The organism is Marinomonas sp. ATLA20, from assembly GCF_057180105.1.
Genome location: NZ_JBXUKU010000001.1, coordinates 672,573 through 695,480, shown reverse-complemented (window position 1 = coordinate 695,480; position 22,908 = coordinate 672,573). Strand labels below are relative to the sequence as shown.

Annotated in this window: 25 protein-coding genes, 2 tRNA genes and 1 pseudogene; 8 read left to right on the top strand and 20 right to left on the bottom strand. The window is 43.3% G+C overall.

From position 1 onward, the window contains the following. Window positions 1-9: 9 nt before the first annotated feature. From AC2A4J_RS03150 to AC2A4J_RS03110, 9 genes are all read right to left on the bottom strand, one after another. Window positions 10-429, bottom strand: a complete 420-nt coding sequence (locus AC2A4J_RS03150; protein ID WP_484174885.1) for a cytidine deaminase — start codon at window positions 427-429, stop codon at window positions 10-12. Between the two features lies 1 nt (window position 430). Beyond that, window positions 431-1,399 (bottom strand): ABC transporter permease, encoded by a 969-nt coding sequence (locus tag AC2A4J_RS03145; protein ID WP_484174884.1) that lies wholly within the window; start codon window positions 1,397-1,399, stop codon window positions 431-433. A gap of 9 nt (window positions 1,400-1,408) precedes the next feature. Further along, window positions 1,409-2,506 carry an ABC transporter permease gene (locus AC2A4J_RS03140; protein WP_484174883.1) on the bottom strand — a complete coding sequence of 366 codons (1,098 nt, stop codon included), beginning with the start codon at window positions 2,504-2,506 and terminating at the stop codon, window positions 1,409-1,411. Then, window positions 2,503-4,059, bottom strand: coding sequence for an ABC transporter ATP-binding protein (locus AC2A4J_RS03135; protein WP_255827799.1), 1,557 nt, complete (start codon window positions 4,057-4,059; stop codon window positions 2,503-2,505). The genes AC2A4J_RS03140 and AC2A4J_RS03135 overlap by 4 nt, the downstream gene beginning before the upstream one ends. A gap of 92 nt (window positions 4,060-4,151) precedes the next feature. Further along, window positions 4,152-5,144, bottom strand: a complete 993-nt coding sequence (locus tag AC2A4J_RS03130) for a BMP family lipoprotein (protein ID WP_484174882.1) — start codon at window positions 5,142-5,144, stop codon at window positions 4,152-4,154. A gap of 239 nt (window positions 5,145-5,383) precedes the next feature. Continuing rightward, window positions 5,384-6,202, bottom strand: a complete 819-nt coding sequence (gene mutM / locus AC2A4J_RS03125; protein WP_484174881.1) for a bifunctional DNA-formamidopyrimidine glycosylase/DNA-(apurinic or apyrimidinic site) lyase — start codon at window positions 6,200-6,202, stop codon at window positions 5,384-5,386. A gap of 176 nt (window positions 6,203-6,378) precedes the next feature. Next, window positions 6,379-6,549 (bottom strand): 50S ribosomal protein L33, encoded by a 171-nt coding sequence (gene rpmG / locus AC2A4J_RS03120; protein ID WP_011978459.1) that lies wholly within the window; start codon window positions 6,547-6,549, stop codon window positions 6,379-6,381. Window positions 6,550-6,560: 11 nt separating this feature from the next. Then, window positions 6,561-6,797 carry a 50S ribosomal protein L28 gene (gene rpmB / locus AC2A4J_RS03115; RefSeq protein ID WP_011978458.1) on the bottom strand — a complete coding sequence of 79 codons (237 nt, stop codon included), beginning with the start codon at window positions 6,795-6,797 and terminating at the stop codon, window positions 6,561-6,563. 191 nt (window positions 6,798-6,988) lie between these two features. Next, window positions 6,989-7,906, bottom strand: coding sequence for a DMT family transporter (locus AC2A4J_RS03110; protein ID WP_484174880.1), 918 nt, complete (start codon window positions 7,904-7,906; stop codon window positions 6,989-6,991). 122 nt (window positions 7,907-8,028) lie between these two features. On the opposite strand from AC2A4J_RS03110, the gene AC2A4J_RS03105 reads away from it, so the two are divergent. From AC2A4J_RS03105 to AC2A4J_RS03080, 6 genes and pseudogenes are all read left to right on the top strand, one after another. After that, complete coding sequence (locus AC2A4J_RS03105; protein ID WP_484174879.1) at window positions 8,029-8,484, top strand: Lrp/AsnC family transcriptional regulator; 456 nt, start codon at window positions 8,029-8,031, stop codon at window positions 8,482-8,484. Window positions 8,485-9,032: 548 nt separating this feature from the next. Continuing rightward, a pseudogene (locus tag AC2A4J_RS03100) lies at window positions 9,033-9,796 on the top strand (transposase); the annotation flags it as partial. A 538-nt stretch (window positions 9,797-10,334) separates the two neighbouring features. Then, entirely contained in the window at window positions 10,335-11,048 is a 714-nt protein-coding gene (locus AC2A4J_RS03095; protein ID WP_484174878.1) for a sterol desaturase family protein, read from the top strand. Between the two features lie 9 nt (window positions 11,049-11,057). Further along, window positions 11,058-11,363, top strand: a complete 306-nt coding sequence (locus AC2A4J_RS03090) for a helix-turn-helix domain-containing protein (protein ID WP_484174877.1) — start codon at window positions 11,058-11,060, stop codon at window positions 11,361-11,363. Between the two features lie 90 nt (window positions 11,364-11,453). Beyond that, entirely contained in the window at window positions 11,454-11,669 is a 216-nt protein-coding gene (locus tag AC2A4J_RS03085) for a hypothetical protein (protein WP_484174876.1), read from the top strand. 65 nt (window positions 11,670-11,734) lie between these two features. Continuing rightward, complete coding sequence (locus AC2A4J_RS03080; RefSeq protein WP_484174875.1) at window positions 11,735-12,007, top strand: hypothetical protein; 273 nt, start codon at window positions 11,735-11,737, stop codon at window positions 12,005-12,007. Window positions 12,008-12,146: 139 nt separating this feature from the next. Here the strand turns inward: AC2A4J_RS03080 and AC2A4J_RS03075 are convergent. Both AC2A4J_RS03075 and AC2A4J_RS03070 read right to left on the bottom strand, forming a co-directional pair. Then, a tRNA-Phe gene (locus AC2A4J_RS03075) sits at window positions 12,147-12,222 on the bottom strand. An 85-nt stretch (window positions 12,223-12,307) separates the two neighbouring features. Next, window positions 12,308-12,383, bottom strand: a tRNA-Phe gene (locus AC2A4J_RS03070). 119 nt (window positions 12,384-12,502) lie between these two features. Between AC2A4J_RS03070 and trmL the strand changes: the two genes are divergently transcribed. Together trmL and AC2A4J_RS03060 are read left to right on the top strand one after the other, a co-directional pair. Further along, entirely contained in the window at window positions 12,503-12,976 is a 474-nt protein-coding gene (gene trmL / locus AC2A4J_RS03065; protein WP_072838830.1) for a tRNA (uridine(34)/cytosine(34)/5-carboxymethylaminomethyluridine(34)-2'-O)-methyltransferase TrmL, read from the top strand. 14 nt (window positions 12,977-12,990) lie between these two features. Beyond that, entirely contained in the window at window positions 12,991-14,094 is a 1,104-nt protein-coding gene (locus AC2A4J_RS03060; RefSeq protein ID WP_484174874.1) for a potassium channel family protein, read from the top strand. 72 nt (window positions 14,095-14,166) lie between these two features. Here AC2A4J_RS03060 and AC2A4J_RS03055 read toward each other — a convergent pair whose 3' ends face one another. From AC2A4J_RS03055 to AC2A4J_RS03015, 9 genes are all read right to left on the bottom strand, one after another. Beyond that, on the bottom strand, window positions 14,167-15,897 hold the full coding sequence (locus AC2A4J_RS03055) for a potassium/proton antiporter (protein ID WP_484175087.1): 1,731 nt from the start codon (window positions 15,895-15,897) through the stop codon (window positions 14,167-14,169). 25 nt (window positions 15,898-15,922) lie between these two features. Then, window positions 15,923-16,174 (bottom strand): YfhL family 4Fe-4S dicluster ferredoxin, encoded by a 252-nt coding sequence (locus AC2A4J_RS03050; RefSeq protein ID WP_148834327.1) that lies wholly within the window; start codon window positions 16,172-16,174, stop codon window positions 15,923-15,925. A gap of 67 nt (window positions 16,175-16,241) precedes the next feature. Then, window positions 16,242-16,727, bottom strand: a complete 486-nt coding sequence (coaD, locus tag AC2A4J_RS03045) for a pantetheine-phosphate adenylyltransferase (RefSeq protein ID WP_113917486.1) — start codon at window positions 16,725-16,727, stop codon at window positions 16,242-16,244. Between the two features lie 166 nt (window positions 16,728-16,893). Beyond that, the gene (locus tag AC2A4J_RS03040) at window positions 16,894-17,436 is read right to left on the bottom strand and encodes a YggT family protein (protein ID WP_484174873.1); all 543 of its coding nucleotides are present in this window, start codon (window positions 17,434-17,436) and stop codon (window positions 16,894-16,896) included. A 17-nt stretch (window positions 17,437-17,453) separates the two neighbouring features. Then, window positions 17,454-18,281 carry a pyrroline-5-carboxylate reductase gene (gene proC / locus AC2A4J_RS03035; protein WP_484174872.1) on the bottom strand — a complete coding sequence of 276 codons (828 nt, stop codon included), beginning with the start codon at window positions 18,279-18,281 and terminating at the stop codon, window positions 17,454-17,456. A gap of 95 nt (window positions 18,282-18,376) precedes the next feature. Then, the gene (locus AC2A4J_RS03030) at window positions 18,377-19,105 is read right to left on the bottom strand and encodes a YggS family pyridoxal phosphate-dependent enzyme (protein WP_484174871.1); all 729 of its coding nucleotides are present in this window, start codon (window positions 19,103-19,105) and stop codon (window positions 18,377-18,379) included. 149 nt (window positions 19,106-19,254) lie between these two features. Next, on the bottom strand, window positions 19,255-20,361 hold the full coding sequence (locus tag AC2A4J_RS03025; protein WP_484174870.1) for a diguanylate cyclase domain-containing protein: 1,107 nt from the start codon (window positions 20,359-20,361) through the stop codon (window positions 19,255-19,257). A 117-nt stretch (window positions 20,362-20,478) separates the two neighbouring features. Then, window positions 20,479-21,756 (bottom strand): dihydroorotase, encoded by a 1,278-nt coding sequence (locus AC2A4J_RS03020; RefSeq protein ID WP_484174869.1) that lies wholly within the window; start codon window positions 21,754-21,756, stop codon window positions 20,479-20,481. A 1-nt stretch (window position 21,757) separates the two neighbouring features. Next, window positions 21,758-22,762, bottom strand: a complete 1,005-nt coding sequence (locus AC2A4J_RS03015; RefSeq protein WP_255827769.1) for an aspartate carbamoyltransferase catalytic subunit — start codon at window positions 22,760-22,762, stop codon at window positions 21,758-21,760. Window positions 22,763-22,908: the final 146 nt, after the last annotated feature.

The window sequence follows — 22,908 nt, the reverse complement described above, 5'->3', positions numbered from 1 at the left end:
AAATAAATACTAGCTAGCTTGTTCGAGATTTTCTGGACCAAACGAGAAAGGCAATAGCTCGTTCATCGTAAGAGATTTTCTCACGCCTTCTGCGCCACAAATATGAATCATGGTATCGACAGAAGAGAACTCACGAATTTTCTGGCGGCAACCGCCACAAGGCGTTACCAATTCATCGCCCTTGCCAATCACATAGATGTCTTTGATCTGCGTATCGCCGCCAAGCACCATAGAAGCAATCGCCCCCGCTTCGGCGCATGTGCCTTCTGGATAAGCGGCGTTCTCTACATTACAGCCAGAATAAATTTTACCAGCAGCCGCTACTATTGCCGCACCAACAGGAAACTTAGAATAAGGTACATAGGCCTTATTCATCGCGTCTTTAGCAAGTTCAAATAGCTCATCAGTGCTCTGCTTCGTATCTGACATGCTAGGCTCGCTCTTTCACATAAGGGCGGCCAATGGCTTTTGGCCCAATAGCTTTGCCAATGAAGCCTGCGAGTAACAACACAGTTAATACATAAGGCAATACTTCGATTGCTTGTACTGGAACTTGGCCAATGCCCGGAATAACCACACCTTGCATACGAACAGCAAACGCGTCCAAGAAACCAAACAATAAACAAGCCAGCAAGACTGGAACTGGGCGCCATTTACCAAAGATAAGCGCCGCCAATGCCATGTAGCCTTTACCTGCACTCATATCTTTCAAGAAGCCAGCGTTATGAGCCGTAGACAAATATGCGCCAGCAAGACCACATAAAATGCCACAAATAATCAGGGCGCGATAACGAATGAAAGATACCGAAATACCCGCCGTATCTACCGCATGAGGGTTCTCACCCACCGCACGCAGACGCAAACCGAAACGAGTTTTATAAATCACCCAATAGGTTACAGGCACCATAGCGAACGCCAAATATACCAAGATGTTGTGGCCGCTTAGCAAGTTCGAATAAATCGGCCCAATCACAGGCACACTTGCGATTGCATCTGCAAATGGGAAAGTGATATCTAAGAAACGCGCATCACCAACCAGTGCCGGTGTTTGTCCGCCCATACCAAACCAATGCATAGACAAGGTAACCGTCAAGCCCGCTACAATGGTATTAATCGCCACACCAGAAACGATATGATCGCCTCGGTGTGTGATACAAGCAAAGCCGTGAATCATGGCTAAGCCAACCGAGGCCATTATACCAAAACACAAGCCAATCCACGCGGAGCCAAAAATAGACGCGGCCGCAGCGGCTGCAAAGGCACTGCCCAAAATTTTACCTTCTAGACCAATATCAACAATGCCCGCGCGCTCAGAATACAAGCCTGCTAACGCCGCAAAAATCAGCGGAGTAGAAACGCGCATTGTCGCGTCTAACATGAGTATCAATGTTTCAAACATAGTTTTCCCCTACGCGACCGCTCTGCGAATAAAAAAGCCTTCGATACGATCTTTGAACATATGCTCAAGCGCACCAGAGAACAGAATCACCAAACCTTGAATCACCACAACGATTTCAGGCGTAATGGTTGGAATTTCAAAGGCTAACTCAGCGCCACCTTGATACAAGGCACCAAATAAAATAGCCGCCAAAATAATACCAATCGGATGATTACGCCCCATCAAGGCCACCGCAATACCTGCAAAACCATAACCCGCTGTAAAGTTAAGCAATAAGTTATGGTTCACGCCCATGATTTCATTAAGGCCAACAAAACCTGCTAAACCACCTGAAATAAGCATCGCCCAAATGGTCACTTTCGCGGTATCAATACCAGCGTAACGCGCTGCGGTTGGGTTGGTTCCGAGCGTACGTAGCTGATAACCCCAACGAGTGTGCCAAACCAATCCCCAAACAAACACACAGCACAACAAAGCCCAAATAAAAGCGAGGTTTAACGGTGAATCACCTATATCAATACCCAATGGGGAAAGCAGTTCATGCAAATAAGGTAACCAAGCGTTTTCTTCAAAGGTTCGGCTATTTGGCGCCATACGGCCATCTTCTTTTAACCAGTTGACGATCAAGTAAACCATCAAAGAAGAGGCAATAAAGTTAAACATGATGGTAGTGATTACAATGTGGCTACCACGACGCGCTTGTAAGTAAGCAGGTATATAACCCCATGCGGCACCAAAAACGGCTGCACCAATAATCGCCAGAGGCGCAATCACATAAAGCGGCATAGTGTGATCCAATGACAAACAGATCAAACCAACCCCTAAACCACCGATATAGGCTTGCCCTTCACCACCGATATTGAACAAACCGCCTTTAAAGGCAACAGACACAGCTAAGCCCGTAAAAATAAGGTTCGTTGCATAATACAGCGTATAGCCAATGCCTTCGTCGTAACCAAAAGCACCATAAATAAGGTAACCTGCGGCTTCAATTGGGTTTTCACCAATGGCGAGAATCACCAAACCTGAAACCAAAAAGGCCAGCATGATATTTAGCACAGGGATAAGAGCAATATTTACCCACGTAGGGACTTTTGCCTGACTCATGCTGACACCCCTTCTTGCTCTTCATTGAAAGCATTAGCCATCATTAGGCCAAGGGTTCGTTCATCAGCGTCTTTTGCATCAAGCTCACCAACAACCGCACCATCAAACATCACAATAATGCGATCACTCAGTGCCATAATTTCATCCAATTCAACGGACACAAGTAAAATGGCTTTACCTGAGTCTCTTAGTTTAACGATTTGTTCGTGAATGTTTTCGATGGCGCCAATATCAACGCCACGCGTTGGCTGGCCAATCAACAACACTTCAGGGTTTTGCTCGACTTCACGGGCAATAACGATCTTCTGCTGATTACCACCAGAAAAATTCGCCGTCTTAAGATGAGGATTCGGTGGGCGCACATCCCACGCAGCCATGCGCTCATTGCATTCATCCAGCATGGCCTTGCGGTCCATAAGGATCTTGCCGTTATACGCAGGCGAGTTATGGTAGCCCAGCACGGCCGCTTCATAGGCTTCAAAGCCCGTTACCAAGCCCATTTTATGGCGATCCTCTGGCACATGTGCCATTTTTAGATCACGCATCTGAGCGGCATCTTTCGGCGCTTTTGCGTTGATCACTTGACCTGCAAAGTGGATCTCACCTTCGTCCATCGGCGTAATACCAGACAGAACGCTCAACAGTTCGCTCTGACCGTTACCAGACACACCAGCGATACCTAAGATTTCACCAGCACGCAGCTCTAAACTGACATTTTTTAAACGCTTCACGCCCTGACTATCAAACTGAGACAAGTTTTTCGCAGACAACAAAACATCACTAGGTTGAGCTTCATCTTTATCCACAGTAAGACGGACTTTTTTACCCACCATCAACTCAGCAAGATCTTCCTTGCTCGTATTGACTGTTTCTCGGTGCGCAACCATCTCACCTTGTCGCATTACCGACACATTATCAGTGGAAGCCATGATCTCACGTAATTTGTGAGTGATTAATAATACGGTAACGCCCTGATCTTTTAGGGCTTTTAGAATACGAAACAAATGATCTGCTTCTTGCGGTGTCAATACACCGGTGGGCTCATCCAATATAAGGATACGTGCGCCGCGATATAGCGCCTTTAATATTTCAACTCGTTGCTGTAAACCAACCGGAAGTTCCTCTACGATTGCGTCTACATCAATATCCAAACTGTATTCATGAGCCAAGCGTTGCAATTCTACACGCGCTGCACCGATACCATTCTTTAGTACCGCGCCACCTTCTGCACCTAGAATAACATTCTCAAGAACACTAAAGTTTTCCACTAACATGAAGTGCTGATGCACCATGCCGATGCCGGCATTGATCGCATCCTGAGAGCTACGAATATCAACACGCTTACCATCAACTTCAATATGACCTGTATCGGCTTCATAAAAGCCATAAATGATACTCATCAAAGTGGATTTACCCGCGCCGTTTTCACCAATAATACCGTGAATCGTGCCAGCTGGAACTTGCAAGCAAATGTCTTTATTGGCCTGAACTGCACCAAAACGTTTACTTATGTCTCGCAATTCTATTGCGTATGGCATTGTTTTATTCGTCATAACTAAAAGTAATTCATCTGCTTAAAATGGAACACACTAGAACAAAAAAAACAGTTACCTACGCTGTGTAAGTAACTGTTTTTTGATGCAACTTAGTAGTTACAAGTGTTATCTGACATGTAATCGTGAACTTTGATTTCACCGCTGACGATTTTTGCGCGAATGTCTTTCATTTTTGCTTTCATATCAGCTGTAATTAAACTCGCATTGTTGTCATCTAGCGCCCAATCAACACCACCTTCAGCCAAACCTAGAACAACCATTCCTGGCTTCCAAGTTCCTGCAGCGGCATCTTTGTACGTTTTGTAAGCTGCTTGGTCTACACGTTTAACCATAGAGGTTAGCATTGTGCCTGGCTGAATGTGGTTTTGGTTTGAATCTACACCAATCGCCAATTTGCCATCATCTTTTGCCGCTTGATATACGCCAATACCTGTACCACCCGCTGCTGCGAAAACCACATCAGAACCTTTAGAAAACTGACTTTTTGCCAATTCAGACCCTTTTGTTGGATCATTAAACGCTGCGCCTGTAGAACCCGTCATATTTTGCAATACAGTGGCACTAGAAGACTGATATTTAACACCTTGCTCATAACCACACGCGAACTTACGAATCAGAGGAATATCCATCCCACCGACAAAGCTGACTGTATTGGTTTTAGATGCCATGGCCGCCAAAGCGCCCACTAGGAAAGAACCTTCTTGCTCTTTAAAAACAACAGACTGAACGTTCGGAAGATCGATAACACCATCAATGATAGTAAAGTTGATTTCAGGGAAATCTTTCGCTACTTTCTCAACCGCAGACGTCATGTTAAAACCAACCGTAACAATTGGAGAATAACCACGTTTTGCAAGGCGACGTAGACCTTGCTCTACTTGCGCTTCGTTCTTAGGTTCAAACTCTCGAACCTGAATACCCGTCTCAGCCGTGTACTCTTTAACGCCATTGTAAACGCCTTCATTAAAAGACTTATCGAATTTACCCGCTTGATCATAAACAACCGCAGGTTCTGTTGCGGCATGAGCTACAGTTGATGAAATAGCTAATGCCGTGACGGACGCAAGAAAGACAGCTTTCATTCCAATTCCTCTTAATATATGTAATTTAGTCTAGACAATTATAAACCCTGCCTAACTGGTCAAAAATAAACCGATTAGCAGAATACCGCAATGTAATCTGCACATTTTAAGCGATATTTTTACGCATATCGCTAATAAAAAAATCTTTTTCCGCTATGGCGATTTAATTAACACTGCAATTAACACTGATAAATAGCAATTCTTGTGCCGCCATTTCCATATAGACAAGGAACAAGCTTTCAAGATTGACAGTTCACACAAAAAACCGTGCTACGCTGAGCTTGACGTATTTCTTTCAGTGGCGCACTACACACAATACAAGCCTTATCTGCTCTACCGTAAACAGCCAACTCTTGCTTAAAATAACCAGGTTTTCCGTCACCACCTACAAAGTCTTTTAGAGTGGTTCCGCCCTGTTTAATGGCGGCTGCCAGCACCACTTTAATGCATTCGACCAAACGGGCTAAACGAGCCTTGCTTATTTTACCGGCCAAACGATCAGGGCGAATACCCGCTTTAAATAGCGCTTCATTGGCATAAATATTCCCAACACCCACAACCACCTTACTGTCCATGATAAAGGTCTTAATGGGCACTTTGCGCCCCTTCGCTCTTGCGTACAGCATGTCAGTATTAAAAAGCTCTGATAGCGGCTCTGGGCCTAAATGCTTAATAAGCTCATGCTCGTTCCAATCTTCCGTTGTCCACAGAATGGCACCAAAGCGACGAGGATCCGTATATCTCAACCATACATCATCATCGGCGAAGCAAAAATCCACATGATCATGAAACAATGGCGGCGTCTCGGCAGGCACAAAATACAAACTACCAGACATACCAAGATGAACAATCAAGGTGCCTTTTGAAGTATGAATACCAATGTACTTTCCGCGACGAGAAAGGTGAGTGATGTTCTCCCCAACCATTTCAGAACTTAGCTCAGGTGTGATCATCCAACGTAATTTAGGCTGACGAATATCCACCCTAGCAAGAGTACGCCCTAATAACTTGGGCTCAATACCACGTAACGTGGTTTCTACTTCCGGCAATTCAGGCATAGGCAACCCTCCAGAGAATCCTCAAACAAGATCATCGCACAATCTCATGTGGGTTCTGTGTCATGTAAAGATACAAACCATACTGACCAATCGAACAAAGTATTTCTATTACTATCTTTTACTAGATATAAAAAAACCGACTCAATGAGTCGGTTCCTTTTGACAAGAAACAAAAATTATTTAATTTTCGCTTCTTTGTACATAACGTGCTTACGTACAACTGGATCAAACTTTTTCATTTCAAGTTTGTCAGGAGTATTTCGCTTGTTCTTGTCAGTTGTGTAAAAGTGACCAGTACCAGCAGAAGATACCATGCGAATTAGATCGCGAGCGCCTTTAGAAGCCATGATTCAGATCCTTATACTTTTTCGCCGTTGGCACGAATTTCAGCAAGAACTGATTCAATACCTTTTTTATCGATAATACGCATACCTTTAGAAGATACACGTAAACGGATGTAGCGGTTTTCACCTTCGACCCAAAAACGGTGCCAATGAAGGTTAGGAAGAAAACGACGCTTAGTACGGCGTTTTGAGTGAGAAACGTTATTACCTGTAATAGGACGTTTCCCAGTAACTTGACATACGCGAGACATAATTAAATACCTTTTGCTATCCAGAAAGATTATTGGAAGTGTTTCACTTCCTCAGGCGGAGCATGATTCCTTATGAATCAAAAAAATCCCATACCGAGGATATAGCGGCGCGCATTTTCCCATAAGCCAACCCATTGAGCAATTCTTTTGTTAAAAAAATGATCAATCCAACAAAATTACATCCATCTTAACTATGCTTTTGCAGGCAACCTTTTTCTAAAAGATTGCACTTTCATCAACCCCAACGCAAATAACATCCCTAAGACAACACATATAATCCCCGTCACTTCAATCCAAGTAACCACTTCATGCAGAATAATAACACCTAAGCAAAGCGCAAAAGGAGGCACAAGTGCCGCGAACACAGCTCCTTTCGCAGCACCTAAAAGAGAAACACTTTTGGAATAACTATACAGAGCAAAAATCGCTACTAATACTCCTTGAAAAGCTCCTTGTACCAACAGCGTAGAGATAGATAAATGCGCAAATAAAGCATCCTGATTAACAACATAAAGAGGCAAACAAACCAAGCCAGACACCACTGAAACCATCGCCGTTGCAACCCACGCCTTCAGCCCCCAATATTTACTAAACAAAGTAAAACTAGCCCACAATGCACCACACCCTACAAACATTAAGTCCCCTAAAGCAACTTGAGCGTCCATTCGGCCAAAATTACTCAAACCTACAAACAACACCCCCAAGATAATCATCAAAACACCAATTAAGCGCTGACGAGTTAAGGTTTCCGACAACAAAAACACGCTACCCAATGTCGAAAAAGCCAACATACAACTCGGCGCAATAATCCCAAAGTGCGCACTAGACGAAAGAGTTATTCCTTCCATCGCCAACCAAACATAAGGCATTCCTGCTCCAACAGCCAAAACAACACCCTTAGTACAAAGCAACCGCAATGAAACCGAGTAATAAAATAAAACAGGCAATAAGATCACACCTGAAAAACCAAAGCGTAAAATGGTAATCTCTATAGAAGTAACATTTTGCATTTGTGCCAATTTCGATATTACAGGCCAGCCACCCCAAATTAATGACGCAACCAACCCCATACATACCCCCAAAATAATATCTTTCGTTTTAATTTCCATCACACCACTCCTCAATTGGTTTTTCTCCATTTTAAGTGCACACTAAAACCGACACGCTGCTAAACACACAAAAATTAGCGTATTAGCTGCATATATTTTAATTTGTTGAGGATTTTCTGCGCATGGATTCTTTTGACTATCAAATTTTGAAAATAATACAAAATAACAACCGCCAAACGACTGAGGACATAGGACTACAAATAGGACTCTCTGCTACGGCCGTACAAAGAAGGCTAAAAGCGTTAAGACAGTCCGGTGTGATAGAAAAAGAAATAGCCATACTTAATCCCTCTGAATTAAGTGGTCACATATTAGTAATTGTTGAAGTCGTATTAGTGCAAGGCGGGACTTCAGCCATCAACAACTTCAAAAACAAGACAAAAAACTACCCAGAAGTGCAGCAATCTTATTATGTTGCAGGCAAGAATGATTTCATTTTAGTTATTGCAGCCAAAAGCATGCATAGATACGACATCATCACACAAGAGCTGTTTTTAGATGATGAAAGCATCCTTAAATTTCATTCAAATGTTGTGATGGCCAATGTCAAAGTTGGTTTAGATATACCTCTTCCTTAAAAACGTTCACGCCAACCTCTTTACTAACAACGAATTCAGAAGACACTTGTAACTTCCTTGTATGAGCTTGAGATTAAGGCTCAATCTAGATTGAATTTATTCTCTAAAACATTGATATATATTACATTTTATAACCGCCCCGATATTCTATTTACTATTAATCACGGGGAAGGTGCCGCTCGACTGAGTAATAGTCGCAACAACATGACCAGTAGTCTTTGCCGCTTAGGTTTTTTTAAGTCGGGAGACTATAAGAAATTCTGTGTAACTGCCTTTTAGTTAAGGTACTTTTTTCCAAGCATTGCAAACGAAGTCATAGGCAAAAACATCGAACTTAGCAAGCTTCCTCCCTATGCCGAATCCGCACGATTACTACTCGATTCATTTTTTCTGTCAATATCGAATGACGCATTCACCTGCAGCGAAAGACAACATCAAATAGCTGTGATCAACAAGGCCTTCCAGTGACACACACGCTTCAGGGTTTAATTAGATCCCCCCTGTATACTTAGGGTAGGCTAAACAAAGAGGTAAACCATCATGCTTAACATGATCATGCTGGACAAGAGCAATACAGAAAACGCCTTACACGAGCTAAATCACTAGACCACCTCACCCCTTCAATAACCATTGTGCTATGGAATCCTGTAGTTTTTTCCATTCGCTGGGCCATCAATTCCAACAACTTGGTAATGACGTCAGGCTCATTCCTCCTCACTACGTAAAAACTCACTTAAAAACCAATAAAAATGACTACATTGATGCGGACGCTATTACGGAAGCGGCAATGCGTCCAAACATGTGTTTCGTCTGTATTAAATTCGAAGAAGCTCAAATGACCGCCACCACCCATAGAATAAGCTCGAGTTATATCAAATAACGAACAGCCTGCATGTTACAGATAGGCGCTCTTTTATTAGAGTTTGGACTAAGTCTATCGAGAGGCCATAGCAAAATAAAATCACTGCTCTAATGGTTGACAGAGAAAAACATCCCGTTCCACTATGCTTATGGAAGAGTTAATAGAATATCATGAGCGATACTAGGTGTAGGACATTGACAGCCGCGCAATGTTTATCTGATATTCTAAACATCAGCGAGTCTAAAAATGGACGACATTTAGCTGCTTGACCAGGCCTGTTTCACGACACTCTGAATTCATGAAGCTAGTGCGATTGTATCGAAGTTAAAAGTCATGGAATTGCGAGCAAAAAATCTACTTCATATTGCTGTGATGGCTCTTGCGAATAAATTAGCATGGATAGCTTGGTCCGTGCTAAAAATGAAACAAGCATTTGAAGTAAGAGTTTAATCCAAGTTTGCTGATGATAAAGAAGGTGACAGAACGGTCAGATCACTAAATTGAAGACCTGACATAAAAACAGCATAAAATGCCATGAGCTTTTTTAGGACAATCTGATGCAGGTTTCATCGTTGAACAAGGCGAACCATACATTTTTTAGTGATAGGGATCACGGGTATCAGAGAAATTGTATTTGTTAGAGTACAAGCAGAATAATGTCTTCATTTATAAAATAACAGAGTACATTTAAGGAGTTTTTTTGATCATACAGCCAGCTTTCAACACCTTTTAGAGATATTACATAAGGTATGTTCGCATTCGCTGAATGAAAAAATTTGTAATCGAACCATAAGACAGCTGCTACAAACTAAAGCAAGATCAGAATTTGAGAGAATAATACCTTTTCATATGCTCTAAATTTCATTTGCAAAAAAAAGCGCTCAAATTGGCGCTAATTTTTTAAAGATGCCATTAGATTAACAAAAGGCATGATTAAAAAAAGTCGATAGTAGTAGCCTCAAGTCTCCATTATAAAAGGAGATTTGAAATGTTCATTACCAACCTGATCACAATACAAGCAATTTTTTTCTTGATTAGCTTTCTACTAGAAAGGATCTTCCCCAACAAACAGTGGCAAACACAAAAGGGATTTAGCTCCATGCTGTGTTTCTTAATGAGTATTGGAGCAATATTCGCCCAAATAATGTTTTTTGGGTGGATAAATATTGCCGGAATAGGCATAGAAATAAATGAAGATCCCCTTATAGAAGGTATAATCTTCTATCTTATCTATTCACTTGTTAACTACTGGGCTCACAGAGCAAAGCACGCGATACCAACAGCATGGAAATATCTACATAAAATGCACCACAGCACTTCTCACATGGACAGTCGCGTGGCATTTTATAGGCACCCATTAGAAATGGTGGTAAACACCGTCATATTGTTTACATTGGGTAAAATTATTTTGGATGTCAGTGCCAATGCCGTCGCAATTGCTCTAGTGATAGAAGGCATATTAGAAACCTTCCATCACGCCAATATTAAACTGCCTCGCTGGATACGCCCACTTGGCTATATCATTCAAATTCCAGAACAGCATATTATCCATCACCAAAAAGGGCTACATAAATACAACTACAGCCCGTTAGCCCTTTGGGATTTAATTTTTGGCACATTACGATTCCACCACAGCGGCTTTAACGGACTAGGATTTAAAGACTCAAACAAAGCGTGGCCATATTTACGATTCGGCAAATAGGAGAGCACCATGGAAATCCAAGAAAAGGGAAAAACAGGCGTTTCATTTGATTTAAACACGACCACAGAGTACCACGCTGTCGGTGTAGATGAGCTTGAAGAACAACTCAGAGAAAAAATCACCAAATTCACTTCAAGCAGTAACATTATCAACGGTAGAAAACGAAAAGGAAGCTACCGTATGTTAGCGGAATATACGGACATTAGCCAAGCGTACATTCATCAATTCCACAGAGAGAAGCGTGCTATATGCATAACCAACATGAATAAGCTTGCAAACTATTTCGGTGTAAAATACGTGGTTAGCAACTTCTAAACATATTTTTGTATATTATAATATACAAAATTTGACAAGTAGCAAAAATCGTTCAATATAGGAGGATAGGCTAAAAGAGGATGGAACCCAATGAGCAGCAACGAGCATAATTTAATTCAATGCCAATTGATTAGAATATCATCACATATTAAAACGTTAAAAGCGCTGTCAATCGTGATGCCCGATATTATAGATCAAGAAGTAACTGTTACGAGCGAAAAAAATAGCTCGCCGTCAAAATATGCTGTTGCAAATATGGGAAATTCTCAAGAAAGTCTAGTTGTAGCATTGCAAGAACTCTCCTAAAAGCCCCTCTCCATGAGGGGTTTTTTATTAGCCCTAACCTGCCACTTAAGAATAAGGATATCTATATGGAACGAATTCACATACAAAGACTCGCAGAAAAGATTCTCGGCCTCACTACTCGCGAAACAGACGACTTAATAGAGAACGGCGGAGACTACGACACCCCGCTTAAAGAAAGCTTTGGTGTTGACCTACAGACATTTGGAAAAATCGCCAACGCCCTTATCCCGCTGACCCCCATCATTCAAGAACCCAATACAGAAAGACTTATTCACGCTTTTGTCGAATTCCAAAATGGACACGGCACGATACTAGCCAAAGAAGCGATTAATGAATAACCGACCTCCAAAACAAAAAATTCCTCAATTCATCTGGGTCCCTTTTATTACACATAAAGAACCAATAAACCTAGAAGATGATAATTTCAGCCCTAAGAAAAGTGTGAACCTACAGGAAGAAATTTGGGAATACTAGAAATGGTGCCCAGAGACGGAATCGAACCGCCGACACGAGGATTTTCAATCCTCTGCTCTACCGACTGAGCTATCTGGGCAAATAGAAAAATGACTATGAATATGTGCGAGCCATTTCTGACCAAAAAAAAGCCTGCTAAAAATAGCAGGCTTTCTTTTTAATCATGGTGCCCAGAGACGGAATCGAACCGCCGACACGAGGATTTTCAATCCTCTGCTCTACCGACTGAGCTATCTGGGCAAGTGGGGCGTATTATAGAGAAACCTTTTTTTTGGTCAATAGTTTTTTTGAAAAAAAATTAAAAACTTAGTTTCTTCTGCTCGTCTGGTATTATCTTCCTATATCAAGGAGATAAACCAATGCTTCATATTGTACTTTACCAACCAGAGATTCCGCCTAACACGGGCAACGTTATTCGATTGTGTGCCAATACGGGCTATCACCTTCATCTTATCGAGCCGCTTGGCTTTGAGCTTGAAGATAAGAAATTACGTCGAGCTGGGTTAGATTACCATGAGTTCACGCGCCTAAAACGCTACCCAGATTTTCAGGCCTTTGTTGATCAAAACGAGATTGGTACTATCTACGCATTGACGACAAAAGGCAGCCATACGCACAGTGAAGCAAGCTTTGCTGAAAATGATGTGTTGGTTTTTGGCCCTGAGACGCGCGGATTGCCAGCGGAGTTTATTGAAGCCTTGCCGCCCGCTCAGCGTTTACGTTTGCCGATGCAAGCAAATTCTCGTAGCTTGAACCTATCCAATACCGTTGCTGTTATGGTGTACGAATCTTGGCGTCAGCTAGGTTATGCTATGCCAGCCGATAGCGAATAACCAACAGAGGTACGATGAATTCTCTTTCACTGCTCTTGAAGAAAAAAAACAGCCGTCGTCAATTTCGAAAAAAAGTACACTTGCACGAAACAGGCGATTTAAAAAAACGCCTTGTACTGTTAGCCGGTGTGATCGTGCTGCACAGTTTGGCGATGGTGTTCTTTGAAGATTTAAATTGGTGGCAAGCTTTCTGGCTAACCATGACATCAGCCAGTACCACAGGTTATGGTGATATTTCTGCAGCGACTTTTTGGGGACAATTTTCCACCATTGTCTTAATTTATGGCATGGGAATCACCCTGCTCGCACAGATCGCCAGTGACTATGTTGAAATCAGGCTAATCCGCAAAGAAATGCGTATCAAAGGCCGTATGAGATGGGACGACATGCAAGACCACATACTTATCATCAATACACCAAAGCACGATGCAGAACGCTATTTAGGCCTTCTGATCAATCAGATTAACCAAACACCAGAGCTAGTCGACATTCCGATCCAAATATTAACGCACGCGTTTCCTGAAGGCTTGCCGCTTGATTTAAGGTCCCTAGGGGTGGTTCATCACACAGGCGATGCGCTCGAAGATGGCATGCTGGAATCAGCGGGGACTCATAAGGCGAAATACATCATTGTGCTTTGCCAAGACCCTCAGGACAGTTATTGTGATAGCTTAACTTTTGATGCCTTACATAGAGTTCAAGCGCTAAATACATCGGCGTTTGTTATGGCTGAGGCGATTAACGATTCAAACCGACCACGATTCAAGGCCGCAGGCGCAAACGCCGTTATACGGCCTGTGAGAGCCTATCCTGAGATGCTAGTGCGATCACTAATAGCTCCAGGGACTGAACAAGTGTTGGAAGATTTGTTTCGCCACCAAGGCGACCATACGATTCGTCTTGATGTGGAAGTAACTGGCGTGACCTGGGCGAAAGTTGTCACTACGTTAATTCAAAAAGATGTCGGCACTGCGCTTGGTTATGTTAACCAAAATGGGGACATTATCACCCATCCGCAAACCTATTCTGTTATCGAGGCGCAAGGACTGATTGTGCTTATCAACGACGATCAGGAAATTCCGTCGTTAGCCGAAATTAGTCAGTTTTTTAATGATTAAAAAAGTGTAGCTCTAAGGACTTTAGCTGAGACTTTGCCACGATATAGCCAGTATAGCTGTCGTGCGAAAGTCTCAGGCTTGTTTATCTTGCAGTTTAAGGCCAATCATTTCGATCTGATTGCCATTCATTTGTCGAATGGTTAGACGAATATTACCAAAGCGTACTCGGTCACCGACGACCAGATTCTTACCAAGCTGACGTTGCAACAGTTCTGCGGCGGTGTCGGCTTCATCAATACCATCCATCGGCACACCATACACTTTCGCTAAATCAATCAAAGATGCATCACCACGAATAGCAAATTCACCAAAGAAGTTCTGCAGTAAGAAAGACGAAGACGCTTTATGTGAAAAGATCTGCGCGACGTCGTTTACATCACCGGGATGCAACAGCATCCAAATTTTATCGCCGGATTTCAGTTCCGTATCCGCATTCACGACAATCGGCTTTTGATCTCTCACGAGGGAAACAAGCTGGGGCGTAGAAACCGTCGCGCTAGGGACATTCTGCACTATCGCCGCAGGAATTCGAACACCTTCCGCTTGAACCAAAAACTCATACAACTCTAAAGAGTGATCCGAATCAGTGTCATTGATCAATGAGAAACGTGTCGTTGGGGCAGGCGCTGGAGGAACAACGATTTTTAACCATCGTGCCACTTGTGGCACCGTTGATCCTTGTAGTAACAAGGAAATGAGCACTACAGTAAAGGTAATTTCGAACAACAATTCGGAATTAGAAAGACCCGCGATAACAGGGTAAAGCGCCAAAACAATCGGCACGGCACCACGCAAGCCAACCCAACTAATGTAAATACGCTCACGCAAACGGAAATCAAATGGCAATAAACACACCATAACCGCCAAAGGACGAGCGATAAAAATCAAAAAGGTGGCGATCGCCACTGCTTGCCAACCGTGAGTCAAAAGGCTAGATGGCGTCACCAACAAACCGAGCAACAAGAACATGCCAGCTTGCGCCAACCAAGCCAAACCATCCATCACTTGTGATATGGCATCTTGCTGTTTAATTCGACCGTTGCCAACCGTCAAACCAACCAGATATACCGCCAGAAAGCCGCTGCCGCCAATCATGTTTACGCCAGAGAATACGGCCAAACCAAAAGAAATAATAAGCAGCGCATACAAACCTTCGATTAAAGGCACACGACGTAGAATCATGAGCAGCAGCTTGCCACCAATCAAACCTAAGACACCACCAATCGCAAACTGCTGGATCATTTGGCCTAAGAAAGTCCAAATACTCAATGCCTCTGCACTTTGCAAAAGCCCAGTCAGCATCACCACCAGCAAGATGGCCATTGGATCATTGGCACCGGACTCTATTTCGAGTGTACCGCCCACACGCTCATTCAGTTTCACACCACTGTTACGCAATAAGCTGAAAACGGCTGCCGCGTCTGTCGAACCAACAATGGCACCAAGCAACAAACCGTAAATTAGCTTAACCTCTAAAAGCCAAGCGGCAAACGCCCCAACAGAGGCTGTAGTGATCACAACGCCTAAGGTAGCAAGCGATAAAGACGGCCATAAGGCAACGCGGAAGGTGCTGGTTTTGGTCTGCATACCACCATCTAAAAGAATGACGGCTAAAGCGAGGTTACCAACAAAAAAGGCAAGGCTTGGGTTGTCGAAGTCTAGTCGGCCTATTCCCTCTTCGCCCGCTAACATTCCCATCCCGAGAAACACAAGCAATAAAGGTAAGCCGACACGAACAGTAAAAGAACTGGCCAGAATACTGACTAAAAACAGTATTCCAGCTAGGAAGATATAGCTATTTATTTCGATGGTAGCAACGACCTATAGACTAAAGTTGACCTGTGAGCGTTAGGTATTTTTCCATTAACTGCTCTTCTGTTTCTTTGCGATTAGGATCCAAAGGGATGCAATCAACAGGACACACTTGCTGACATTGAGGCTCATCAAAATGCCCGACGCACTCAGTACATTTTGATGGTTCAATCACGTAAATCTCGTCACCCTGAGAAATAGCTTCGTTCGGGCACTCAGGCTCACAAACATCACAGTTAATGCATTCATCGGTAATAATAAGAGACATTCTTCTCTCCTAAAACCGCTGCCTTACTTATCAAGGTATTAAGCAGCGGGACTTAAAAAAACAGAAACTAAATCGTTTTATAATGTTCTTGCAGAACACGTTTTACTTCTGGGTTAACGAACTGGCCAAAATCACCATTTAAAGACGCAATTTCGCGTACTAATGTTGATGAAATATAAGAGTGCTTTTCAGAAGGCGTCAAGAAGATGCTTTCTACATCCGGCGCAATCGCACGGTTCATATTGGCTAACTGGAACTCGTACTCAAAGTCAGAAACAGCACGCAAGCCACGAATGACTACTTTGCCACTGACAGAGCGAGTAAACTCGGTTAGCAAGTTATCAAAACCAACCACTTCCACATTAGGCAAATGGCCCAATACTTCTTTCGCCAATGATATACGCAATTCATGGGACAGCGCTGGACGCTTTTTAGGGCTCGCAGCTACCGCTACGATAACCTTACCAAATAGCTTTGATGCGCGTTCAACCAAATCCGTGTGGCCGTTTGTAATAGGGTCAAAAGTCCCCGGATAAACCGCAATCGTACTCATAGCTTTCATCCAAAAAATTAATAGGGAGAACGAGTCAGGTAGCTAACGACTTTTGTCTGTGCTAATTCCCGTTTAGGGGTCGCATCATATAGGAATACGCCCCTGTTCTCAATTCGATGGAACGCGATGATGGTTTATTCAACGCGGCTCCAATCTTGTTATTGTATTAAATACTATACGGTGCCAATACTTGCTTCAAAAAAGAAATCGCCAAGAAGATAAAAATTGGCGATAAATCCAATCCGCCCAAGGTCGGAATCACCCGCTGGCAAGCACGGTATAAAGGCGCGGTAATCTGACCAACCAACATAGCGCCTGGATGGTTTGCGCCTGGTGCAACCCAACTTAGGATAACCGAAATTAGCATTGCCCAAAAATACAGATCCAACAAATGGTACAGAGTGCCAGCCACTGTATAAATAGCATAGCTAGTCGGTGATATAGCCACACCTTTCAGCATCACAACAAAGAAAACAGTCAATAACTGCACTGCAAACGCCAATACAAGAGAAGCGGTATCTAAACGACCAATGGCAGGAATGACTTTTCGCAAAGGTAAAATGATTGGACTAGTCGCCTTCACAATACCTTGGCTAATGGGGTTATAAAAATCTGCGCGTGTTAGTTGAAGCACCAAACGCAGCAACACAATAAATAAGTAAAGGTTACAAATTACCTTTACGAGCATAACAAATGGATCGGAATACATAGTGTCTATGTCCTTAATTAGTCTTTCTTGGCGGAAAAGTCTGCCGCCATTTCTTTAGATCGGTTCACGCAGGCCGTCATTGCATCTGCGACTATTTTATCAATATCAGCGGCTTCAAAAGACAACAAAGCTTGCTCGGTTGTTCCATTTGGCGAGGTGATATTTTTACGCAGTTGAGCAATAGGCTCGTCTATTTCCATTACCATTCGTGCTGCACCAAACATGGCATTGCTGGCCAACTCACGACTTGTAGCTTCATCCAGCCCTTGGTCTTTAGCATTTTTAACCATGGCTTCAATGAAGCGAAAGAAATACGCTGGTGCACTGCCAGACAAGGCCGTTACTGTATGCATGTGGTCTTCATTTTCAACCCAAACAGAGCTGCCAATACTAGAAAACAACTCACTTACCCAACCCTTTTGCTCGTTACTCGTGTGTGCATTGGCTATCAAGCCCGTCATACCCGCGCCAATTTGCGATGGCGTATTTGGCATACTACGAACCACAGCGGCCGGCTTTCCTAACCAATAAGCCAATGAATCTATATCAATACCCGCAGCAACAGAAATAAACAATTGTTCTTCTCGTACCTGATCTGAAAAGTCTTCTACCACGGCCTGCATTTGAGCTGGTTTAACGCATAACACCACAACATCCGCCTGGCTCACGGCCGAGTCATTATCTGCCAGCATGGTGATACCGTATTGTTCATGGTAATAATCACGTTTTTCTGGCGTTCTAGACGTACCGATAATTTTGTCCGCAGGATAGCCGCTTGCTAACATGCCACTAAAAATCGCTCTTGCCATATTACCCACGCCGATAAAGGCGATACTTGGTGTCATTTTATATCCTATTCTTTCATCATTTAAGCAGACAAATTGTCATCTACTTATTCAAACGTTTTTTGAGATGCAAAATCATTCGTGCTTTCATCGAATCACGCTTTAGCGGAATAGTCTCGCTCGCCGAAAATCGCTGTTCCAACACGAACCATAGTACTACCAGATTCAATGGCCGCTGGTAAATCTCCAGACATTCCAATGGACAAGGTATCTATCATGCTATCGGATTTGGATAATTCAACAAAAGCCTGAGCCAAAGGTTCATACACTGCACATTGTGCATCATGATTATCCTGTGGTGCGGGAATTGCCATTAATCCGCGAAGACGTAAATTAGGCAGCTCTGTCACCAACGCCACCATGTCATTTAACTCAGATAAAGTCACTCCCGCCTTAGTATCTTCACCACTAATATTAACTTGAATACAAACATTCAACGCTGGCAAATCGTCAGGACGCTGTTCGCTAAGCCGACGAGCAATTTTTTCACGATCTATGGAGTGAACCCAATGCATGGTTTCTGCGATCAAACGAGATTTATTAGACTGAATAGGTCCAATAAAGTGCCATTCAACACCCGACAAGTGTGCTAGCGCGTGGTATTTATCCACGGCTTCCTGCACATAGTTTTCTCCGAAGGCTCGCTGACCGGCATCGTAAGCGGCTTCAAGTGCTGACAAGGGTTTTGTTTTACTGACGGCTAACAATCGCACACTACCCGCCTTTCGCTGGTACTGCTGCTCAAGCTGTTCAACCTGCTGAGAAACTCTCGCTAAATTGACTTTAATCTCTTGTGCTTCGTTGCTTTCAACTTCAATCGACATTTCGCGCCACGCTCCGCTGTTATCAAGATATAACGAGTGAATCCATGAATCGTACCTCAGGAAAGCACTGGAGACGCATCATAGCATCTTTTTAAAAGGCAGAAAAAAGCTAACATAGAGCACTCTAAAAGACAGGCTTTAAGCAAGACTTACAACGAATAAAAGTCCGCGCTCGATTTATAACATTCACCGTGAAACTCAAGGAGGTAGCCTGATGTATTTTTTAAAGAATTTGCAGCGAATAAAGCGGCTTGATGAAGCGCTTCCAGCGATGAGTGCTCAGGATAGAAAGCAATACCGATAGACAAGCCTTCTCGTATTAAACGATTACCTGAAAACTTAGCCGAGTTGAGTGATTTCAATAATTTCTTAGCCACGATTTCAGCGTCTTCTAAATGCTGAATACGAATCCCCATGACTAACTCACGTTCATCGTAATGAGCAATAAGATCATTATCTCGAACTGTCTCGCTCATTACTTCTGCCAATAGTTTCAAGTCAGCATCGCTCGCTTTTGAAGAAGACAACAATCGAAGAGAAAGTAATGCTGCGCGCTGAAAGTGGCGACGAGAATCTTTTAATACAATTCCAAAACTGTTATCAAAACTGTAACGACGTAACAACCCCGTAGTTGGGTCTCTATGACTGTCCTCTAATAGTAAGTAGTCCGCTTTTTCTCTTTCAAAGACAGCACTTAACCAAGTGGCATAACTCTCTAGCGCAAGCGCCATTAACTCACTTTCTAGACGAGCATCTTCACGCTGAAATGCCAACATCAGATAAATAGAGCCTTGGCTATCCGACACACTGACCATAGACACATCAGAAAACGCATGATCCTTTAAAAAAGGTAACCAATGCTTCCAGCCTGATGCACTCTGAATATCAATGTCGTGACGCTTCGGGCAAGACGGGCTTGCTGCAAAAGTAACTAACGCTTGAGGAATGGTACTTAACTGACTATTAGAATTGAGCAATTGATCATTAATAGAATCGGTATATTGCAAACGCCACTGCAAGCACTCTTTATCACAAATAATAAAAAGGCAGTATGCATTGGGCAGTTGGCTTTGCATTTTATTTTTAAAGCGATTAAGCGAGGTGCTTAACAAAGACCCATTGGCGATCACCTGAAGCGTTTGAGGCATGTCGCTGTACAAGCTCTTTATAAAGTCTCGCTCTTTTTCAAGATATGCAACACGAGACTGCAAGACCTGCTGTTCCTTGAGCAATGAATTTAAAGAGTCGATTGGCATAAAATACTGAAACCATAATAATCCGTAATTCAAACTAGATTAACTGGCTGATATGAAAAGTAAAGAAATAGTAAGGCCAAGTGAAAGAAAAACTCTCAATAGGCCTTACTATTGGGCTTAAACAGTCTGATAGACTCGTTGACCTGAGATATAAGTAGACGTCACACGCCCAACGAACTCATCACCAAAGTAAGGCGAGTTATGACCTTTTGTCTTGCGACCTTCATAAGACCAAGTCCAACGTGCGGTGCTGTCGTACAAAATAAAGTCAGCAAAACTCCCTACCGACAAAGACCCCGCCTCTAAACCAAAGCAAGCCGCTGGACCAGATGTTAAACAAGTCAAAACGGTCGAAAAGTCTAAATCCCCTTCATCCATAAGCAACATAGCCAAAGGCAATAATATTTCAACGTTGGCCATACCCGGCTCTGTTGCCGCAAACGGCGCAATTTTCGCCATTTTTTCATGAGGCTGATGATCGGAACAAATGGCAGAAATAACTCCTGCTTTAATACCTTCGATCAAGGTCAAACGGTCTTCATCACTACGAAGTGGTGGCAGCACATGATAATGACCATCAAAACGATTGAGCATTTGATCATTCAACAAAAGGTTATGCACAGCAACATCAGCGGTGACATCTAATCCAGACGCTTTGGCATCGGCAATCATCTCAACCGACTTAGCACAAGACAATCGAGCAAAGTGTGCTCGTACACCGGTTTTTTCCACCAGCAATAAATCACGCATCAGAGCAATGGTTTCTGCTTCTTCAGGAATCCCGGCCAAACCATGCATGGTCGACATCAAGCCTTCATGGGCACAACCACCTTCTGAAAGGCTGGATTCATCAGGATGAAAAACCACCAACAAATCATGTGTCGCCGCATATTCAAGCGCACGCGACAGCACCTTAGTGCTTGCCATTGGATGACGGTGATTCGATAAAGCAATACAACCGGCATCGGTCAAAGCAACCATGTTACTCAGCTGCGCACCTTCCAGTCCTTGTGTTAGGGCGCCAAGCGGAAACACATTGGCCATGCCTGCATCGTCAGCCTTGTCTTGAATAAGCGCAGCCACAGCTGGCGTATCAACAATTGGGCGCGTATCAGGAGGACAAACCAAGGTCGTAACACCACCAGATACAGCGGCGCGACCTTCGGTAGCAATACTGCCTTTTTGAGTTTGACCAGGCTCGCGAAGAGACACAGCAAGATCCACCAAACCGGGTAAAATCCATTGGCCTGATGCATCTATCACTTCAGCACTTTCAAAGCCTGCTGGCGCGTCACCAATCGCAACGATTTTTTGATTATCAACAAACAAATCCGTTACTGCATCAATATCTTGACTAGGGTCGATCAAACGACCATTTTGAATACGTAATTTCATGTTATTTTTCATCCTTCGCGACTGGCGTATCATCACTTTGTAACTGACCACTCATTGCCATCGACATGACAGCCATGCGCACCGCGATGCCGTTAGTTACTTGGTCCAAGATAACTGAATGCTCGCCATCAGCCACTTCAGAAGAAATCTCGACACCACGATTAATAGGACCTGGGTGCATAACAATCGCATCAGGTTTTGCCCAAGCAAGCGTCTCTTCCGTCAAACCATACAAACGATAGAATTCGCTTTCACTCGGCAACAGAGCGCCTTTCATACGCTCTTTCTGCAAACGCAGCATCACGACAACGTCGACATCTTTTATGCCCGCTTCTAAATCATGACAAATGGTTGCGCCCATTTCCGCAAAAAAACTTGGCACCAAGGTTTTGGGTCCGACTAAACGAACGTCACTCACACCCAGAGTAGTCAGCGCTTGAAGCTGTGAACGCGCCACACGAGAATGTAAAATATCACCAACAATAGCGACCTTGAGGCCATCAAAACTGCCTTTGTGACGACGAATCGTCAGCATGTCTAACATGGCTTGTGTTGGGTGAGCGTGACGTCCATCTCCGGCATTAATAATCGCCACGTTTGGCGTGCAATGTTCAGCAATAAAGTGGGCGGCGCCACTGTCAGAATGACGCACAATAAACATATCGCTTTGCATCGCTTCCAGGTTTTTCAGAGTATCCAGTAAGGATTCCCCTTTCGAGGTGGCTGATGTTTCAATGTTTAGATTAATAACATCTGCCGACAACCGCTTGGCGGCCAATTCAAATGTAGTACGAGTACGAGTAGAGTTTTCAAAAAACAAGTTCACCACGGTTTTACCGCGTAGAAGCGGTACCTTCTTAACCGATTGCTCTCCCATTGAGAGAAAAGAATCTGCTCGATCGAGAATCTCCGTCAAAATGGTTTTGTCCAATCCATCCAGCGTTAAAAAGTGCTTAAGCTGCCCGTATTCATTTAACTGTAATGCCCGAGGCTCGGATCGCATCATGGTTTGCTTTCCTCAAACTGCAAAGACGATGGTGTCGTCTTTCTCTATTTAAAATAGGATACTCAGATAGGAAAATGCCCGGTACAGAGTAACTGCAGCCGGGCATTTATGACACTAAACGATTGTCTCACCGTATTTTTTTGGGT